Origin of the sequence: Mycobacterium sp. (genome assembly GCF_035653355.1) — a bacterium.
Taxonomy (GTDB): Bacteria; Actinomycetota; Actinomycetes; order Mycobacteriales; family Mycobacteriaceae; genus Mycobacterium.
The window spans coordinates 1-6,095 of sequence record NZ_DASRBZ010000467.1; the positions used below are offsets into that span (position 1 = coordinate 1).

General features: G+C 63.4%; 5 protein-coding genes and 1 pseudogene. 4 read left to right on the forward strand and 2 right to left on the reverse strand.

Annotation, left to right across the window (positions count from 1 at the left end):
• Both VFA16_RS16110 and VFA16_RS16115 read left to right on the forward strand, forming a co-directional pair.
• Window positions 1-621 (forward strand): annotated as a pseudogene (locus VFA16_RS16110) (4-hydroxyacetophenone monooxygenase); the annotation flags it as partial.
• A gap of 6 nt (window positions 622-627) precedes the next feature.
• The gene (locus tag VFA16_RS16115) at window positions 628-1,542 is read left to right on the forward strand and encodes a MerR family transcriptional regulator (protein ID WP_324968785.1); all 915 of its coding nucleotides are present in this window, start codon (window positions 628-630) and stop codon (window positions 1,540-1,542) included.
• Window positions 1,543-1,544: 2 nt separating this feature from the next.
• Here the strand turns inward: VFA16_RS16115 and VFA16_RS16120 are convergent, their stop codons facing one another.
• Window positions 1,545-2,897, reverse strand: a complete 1,353-nt coding sequence (locus tag VFA16_RS16120; RefSeq protein ID WP_324968786.1) for a salicylate synthase — start codon at window positions 2,895-2,897, stop codon at window positions 1,545-1,547.
• Window positions 2,898-3,100: 203 nt separating this feature from the next.
• Here VFA16_RS16120 and VFA16_RS16125 point away from each other — a divergent pair, with 203 nt between their 5' ends.
• A complete protein-coding gene (locus tag VFA16_RS16125) occupies window positions 3,101-3,316 on the forward strand; it encodes a hypothetical protein (protein WP_324968787.1) in 216 nt (71 codons plus the stop codon).
• Between the two features lie 199 nt (window positions 3,317-3,515).
• Window positions 3,516-4,715 (forward strand): sodium-dependent bicarbonate transport family permease, encoded by a 1,200-nt coding sequence (locus VFA16_RS16130; protein WP_324968788.1) that lies wholly within the window; start codon window positions 3,516-3,518, stop codon window positions 4,713-4,715.
• Between the two features lie 79 nt (window positions 4,716-4,794).
• On the opposite strand, the gene VFA16_RS16135 is transcribed toward VFA16_RS16130, so the two are convergent.
• Entirely contained in the window at window positions 4,795-5,715 is a 921-nt protein-coding gene (locus VFA16_RS16135) for a cation diffusion facilitator family transporter (RefSeq protein WP_324968789.1), read from the reverse strand.
• Between the last annotated feature and the right edge of the window lie 380 nt (window positions 5,716-6,095).

The window sequence follows — 6,095 nt, forward strand, 5'->3', positions numbered from 1 at the left end:
GTCTCCAGCGACTACTACCCTGCGCTGCAACGTGATAACTGCAAGCTCGTCGACTGGCCGATCGCGACGCTGAGCCCCGTGGGCATCCGCACCAGTGACGGCGTCGAACATCACCTGGACTGCATCGTGTTCGCCACCGGCTACGACGTGCACCTGACCGGCCCGCCGTTCCCGGTCACCGGGCTGAGTGGTCGCTCGCTGAACGCGGAATGGGCCGACGGCGCACAGGCCTACAAGAGCATCAACGTGCACGGCTACCCGAACCTGTTCGTCATGACCGGACCCAACTCTGGGCCCGGCCACAATTCGCTGCTCGTGTATATCGAAGGCCAGCTCGACTACGCGGTGCGCGCCATCACCACGATCCTCGACAACGACCTGCGCTATCTCGACGTGCGCGCAGATGTGCAGCGCCGCCACAACCAGCGGATCCAGCAGCGGCTCGCCAAGACGACGTGGATGTCGGGCTGCAGCAGTTGGTATCTGACCAAGGACGGGTTCAACGCATCGATGTACCCGGGGTTCGCCAGCCAGTATCTTCGACAGATGCGGGATTTCCGGTTCGCCGACTACGACGCTGTCGCACAGCCCTCCGACGTCCGCGTCAGCTCGTCGGCCTGATCAGCGATGGCTCCCGACCGACCGCCGCGGGCAGAGACCGGCACGATCGCCGGGGTGCTGGCTAACCTGCGGCGCACGCCGCGACGGGTACGTCGGCAGTCGAGGGAATTCATCGAAAATGCGGTGTCGCAGCTGTTCGACGCGGCGGCTCACCATCCACACGGCGCCGCCGGCACCGGCGAATACCGAATCGACGAGCTGGCCCGGCTGGCCGGCACCACCACCCGCAACATCCGGGTGTACCGCGACCGCGGCCTGCTGCACCCACCGCTGCGGGTCGGGCGGATCGCGTTGTTCAACGACACCCATTTGACCCGGTTGCGGTTGATCACTTCGATGCTCGACCGGGGATACAACATCGCGCACGTCCGAGAGATGCTCAACGCGTGGGAGGAAGGCAAAGACCTTGCCGACGTCCTTGGCCTGGAGTCTGCCATCGTGGGAACGTGGGCCACCGAGAAACCGGAGACCATGCCGCTCACCGATGCTCAGCGACTCGTCCACGACACAAAAGCATTTGACCGGCTGGTGAAACTGGGCGTGATTCGGGTCGACGGCTCGCAGGCCACGGTCGTCCGGCCCAAATTGATCAAAGCGTTCAACGAGATCCGCGGCTACGGCGTGAGCATCGACACGCTGGTCGACCTGCATGAGCAGATCGTTCCGCTGGTCGACGAGATCAGCGAGATGTTGGTGCGCGCCGGGGCCGAGCATGTTGCCAACCGCATCAAACCCGGGGAGCCGCTACCGCCCGACACCGAAATCGCGGAATTGATCACGATGCTGGTGCAGTTTCGTACCCAGGCCGTCGCGTCGGTCGCCGCCACCCTCGCGTCGTCGATCGAGTCCACGATCGAGTCGCTGGTCAGCCGGATTCTCGCGGACTACATGGCGAGTTCGCCTGACGCCGAGGCGAATTAAGACTAGCGGCGCGCAACGAGGTACGGGGCGAGCGTGTTCAGCTTCTCGCAGGTCTCCTCGAATTCCCGGTCGGGATCCGACGCGCCGATGATGCCAGCGCCGGCCCGCAGCCAGGTCTGCCCGTCATGCTCGAAGACAGCACGCAGCGTCAGCGCCGCATCCAACCCACCGTCAGCCGAAAACATCACAACTGCACCGGAATACAATCCGCGCGGGCTGTCGTCGAGCCGCAGGATAGCGTCCACACCGGCAGCTTTCGGGATGCCTGACGCGGTGACCGCCGGAAACAGCGCTTCCAGGGCATCCATCCGGTCTTTGGACGCGTCGAGGCGGGCGCTGACAGTCGAGCCCAGGTGCTGCACACTGCCCCGTTCGCGAACCGTCATGAAATCGGTGACCGCCGCGCTGCCCGGCTCGGCGATCTCGGTGATCTCTCGCAGTGAGCCACGTACCGAAATAGCGTGCTCCACAATCTCTTTGGCGTTTGACTCTAGGTCGTCGCGGGCCTGCTGGTCGCGCAGCGACCCGCGGCCGAGCGCCCGAGTCCCCGCCAGCGGCTCGGTGACCACCATGCCGTCACGCCGCACCGCCGCAACCAGCTCCGGGCTGTAGCCAAGAGCACGAAATCCGCCAAGCCGCAACAGGAATGATCGCGCCGGGGTGTTGTTTCTGCGGCCCAATCGGTAGGTCGACGGAAAGTCAAGGTCGAACGGGACGTCAACCCGACGTGACAGGATCACCTTGTGATAGCGGCCGGTGGCGATTTCACCGATGGCGGCCGCTACCCGACGGCGGTAGCCGGCGATGTCGGCGGCCACCTCGATCGGGGACGCCGCGGGTAGGCCGGGCACGCCGTCGCTCAGCAGTCGATCCACCGCCTCGCGGTGGCGGTCGTCAGCACCGTACAAATCGACCATGTCTCCGGTGATCACGATGCGGGTGCGCGGCCAAAATACCCGGGCCAGAGGGGTATTCACCGCCAACCGCTCCTGCAACCCGAAACGGTAAGCGCCGAACTCGAAAGCGATCCAGCCGAAAGCGTGTTCGGTTTCCAGCAGCAGCCGGTCGATCGCCTCACCGAGCGCCCGTCCCGGCTGCCCAGACCACGGCTGCCGCTGAACCACACCGTCGCGCACGACACGCAGCTCGTCGCAGTCCAGCTCGACTATGGCCAGCACACCGCACGCCAACACCCATTGCCCATCGTGTTCGTAGAGCAGGTAGTCTTCGCCGTCTCGCTCGGGCAGCACCGCAGCCAGCTCGGCTGCCAGATCGGCCGGGTCAATGTCGCCGGGTAACCGAATCGACTGTGACGCGGCGTGCGCGGAATGTGTCTCTACCCCGACCTCGGTCACGGTTAGTAAATTTAGCCTAACCTATCCACCGATGGGCGGTCTCCCCTGAAATGTGGGTCGCTCGAGCCGGCGGAGCCACGCCATCGAGCGTTTCCGAAACGTTCACGTGCCAGCCGCAAAAGCGGCGCCGTCCAGCCTGCGGGCTGTCCGTAAGATCATCGTCGGTTTGCGGATCGCGCGAAAGGACAAGAGAGGGCCACAGCATGTTCATCATCCGGCTCCTTGACGGGGAAGAGATCCACGCAAACGAGGGTGACCAGCTCACCATCAATCAGGAAACAGGTGTCCTGACCGTCTCCCGCGCGGACGGATTCGACGAGGTCACGACGCACTACTCGCCCTCGGTGTGGGGATCGGTGACCCACCGCGTCAAGGGCGCCGCCGGCGTCAAGCCCGCGCTGGTTTCCGCGTCGCGCTAACGGTGGGTTCGACCCCTACCCCCGCGCCGTGCCCGTTCGCCATCGAACCTTGAGGTTGCCTGCCAAATCAGCGGCAGGCCAGGAGAGTGGCTCGCCGTCCGGCTTCGATATCGCTATGTTTGCGGGGTTGTCCACCGCGGCGTGGAAACACGGGTGGTCACGGGAGTCAGCACCGCGGCGCTAAGTAAGGGAGAGCCCCATGCTCCTGGAGTTCTGGCAGAACTTCACTCACAACCTCTTCAAGCCGTTACTGCTGTTCTTCTATCTGGGTTTCCTGATTCCACTGCTGAAGGTGGAATTCGAATTCCCCTACGTGATCTACCAGGGCTTGACGATGTACCTGCTGCTGGCCATCGGCTGGCACGGCGGTGAAGAACTCGCCACCATCCACGCTTCGAGCATCGGCAACATCGTCGGGTTCATCGTCTTGGGCTTCGTCTTGAATTTCGTGATCGGCCTGCTGGCCTACGCGCTGCTGACCCGCATGACGTCGATGCGGCGGATCGATAAAGCCACCGTTGCCGGCTATTACGGGTCAGACTCGGCGGGCACGTTCGCCACTTGCGTCGGTGTCCTGGCCACGGTGGGGATGGCCTTCAACGGTTTCATGCCGGTGATGCTGGCAGTGATGGAGATGCCGGGTTGCCTGGTGGCTTTGTACTTGGCGGCGCGGTTGCGGCACCGCGGGATGGACGCCGCGGGCACCATGCCGGACGAGCCCGGCTACCTACTGGCGAGGGTGGGGCCGGGTGCGGCCACTCAGCCGGCTGCCGGACAGCGCCTGGAAACCGAAGCTGACCCGCGTCTGGAGCAGGAACTCTCGCTGGAACTGCGCGAACATCCCGACGACGGCAACAAGCAAAGCCTCGCCACCGTCCAGCTGCTGAGGGAGGTGCTGCTTAATCCGGGCCTGTATCTGCTGTTCGGCGGCATCATCATCGGGTTGGTCAGCCGGTTGCAGGGAGCCAAGGTGGTGCACGACGACGACAACGTCTTCGTAGCCGCCTTCCAGGGTGTGCTGTGTCTGTTCCTGCTGGAAATGGGGATGACGGCGTCGCGGCGATTGAAGGACCTCAAGACCGCTGGCCCGGGTTTCATCGCTTTCGGCCTGCTGGCTCCCAACCTGTTCGCGACGATCGGGATCATCACCGCCCACTCCTACGCTCACCTCACCCATTTCCACTTCAAGCCAGGCACCTACATCTTGTTCGCGGTGCTGTGCGGCGCTGCTTCGTACATCGCGGTGCCCGCAGTGCAGCGGCTGGCGATCCCAGAGGCGAGCCCGACACTTCCGCTGGCGGCCTCGCTGGGCTTGACGTTTTCCTACAACGTCACGATCGGCATCCCGCTGTATATCGAGATCTCGCGCGCCATCACCCAACACTTCCCGGTCACCTGACGTTTCCCGTTCGCCAGAAGCCCACCGGAGGGGTTAGTTCATACGGGCCAATACCGTTCGCGAGTGCTTGCTGTCGGTTTCAGGTGGCTCGAGCGGTCCACGTGAAGCTACGCATCTCAGGAATTTCTGGCTCAAGCGCGGAGGCTACCTTGCGACCAATTTCGCCGGCCTCGGCGAGGGTGGTCTCAGGTTCGAGGAAGCCTTCAACCTCGATGCGCAGCGTCCGTCCGGTCCAGCGGGCTCGGGCATGCGCGTGCGTGACACCGGGCACCTTGGCGGCAGCGGCTTCGGCGGTCGTGATTATTTCAGGGTCGACACCGTCGAGTAGGCGGCGGGCGATATCGACGGTCACTTGCCAGCCGACATGGCAGATGAACCCCGTGACGATGACCCCAGCGACCGCGTCGGCCCAGCCCCAACCGAATGCCACGCCGAGCAAACCCAGCAGCGCCCCAGCGGAAGACAACGCGTCCAGCCATGAATGCTTGGCGTCGGCCACCAAGGTTGCGGAGCGAATACGTCTGCCCACCAGCAGCTTGTAGCGCGCCACGATCTGGTTACCCGCGATACCGACGGCGGCCGCTGCGATGCCCCAGCCCAGGTGAGTTGTGCTGCCGTGATGGAGCAGCTTGGTGACGCTTTCAAAGCCGGCGACAAGTGCGCTGCCCCAAATCACCAGTGCCACACCAATGCCGGCTAGGTCTTCGGCGCGTTCGTAGCCGTGGGGGTAGCGCTCGGTCGGAAGTTTGCGCGAAGCCCGAAATCCCACAAACACCAGTGCGCTAGTCGAGACATCAGACAAGTTGTGCAGCGCATCGCCGAGTAGCGCGACTGAACCAGACAACACCGCAATGGCCATTTCGATTAACCCGGTGACCGCCAGGCCGATAGCACTGACTGTTACCGCCCGGTTGGCCTGATGACGCTCGCCCGAATCATCCACAGTCGAATTGAGTGGAAAACTTGCCGCCGGATCACGGACTCCCCTGATTACATGCATACGCCAAGCATGCCGGACAAAATAAAGCGGAAACTTTGGGCATTCAGGTTTATGTTGAGATTAGTTTACGAAGTCGGTGCCACAGTCGGATCAGCGGTTTAACCGAACGTCCGCCACCCCGCCGTCGTTGCAAGTGTTGGTCTTTTCGTTATTACCCGCTCTCGGATAGCAAACGTGTCGAACAAATCGTGGGTTCGCTTCGGTGTTCAAATCGTGGTACGGCTTCGTATTCAAAGGCCCCACAAGCAGGAACATAAGAGGTAGCGTCATTGGTTGCTGGCTGGGCTGTCGACGGTGTTGCCACCCCAAGCCCACTGGCAGCGCCCCAACGGCGATGTGACGGGGAGACAACTGGGGGTGGGAAGTGAGCGCCTACCGGA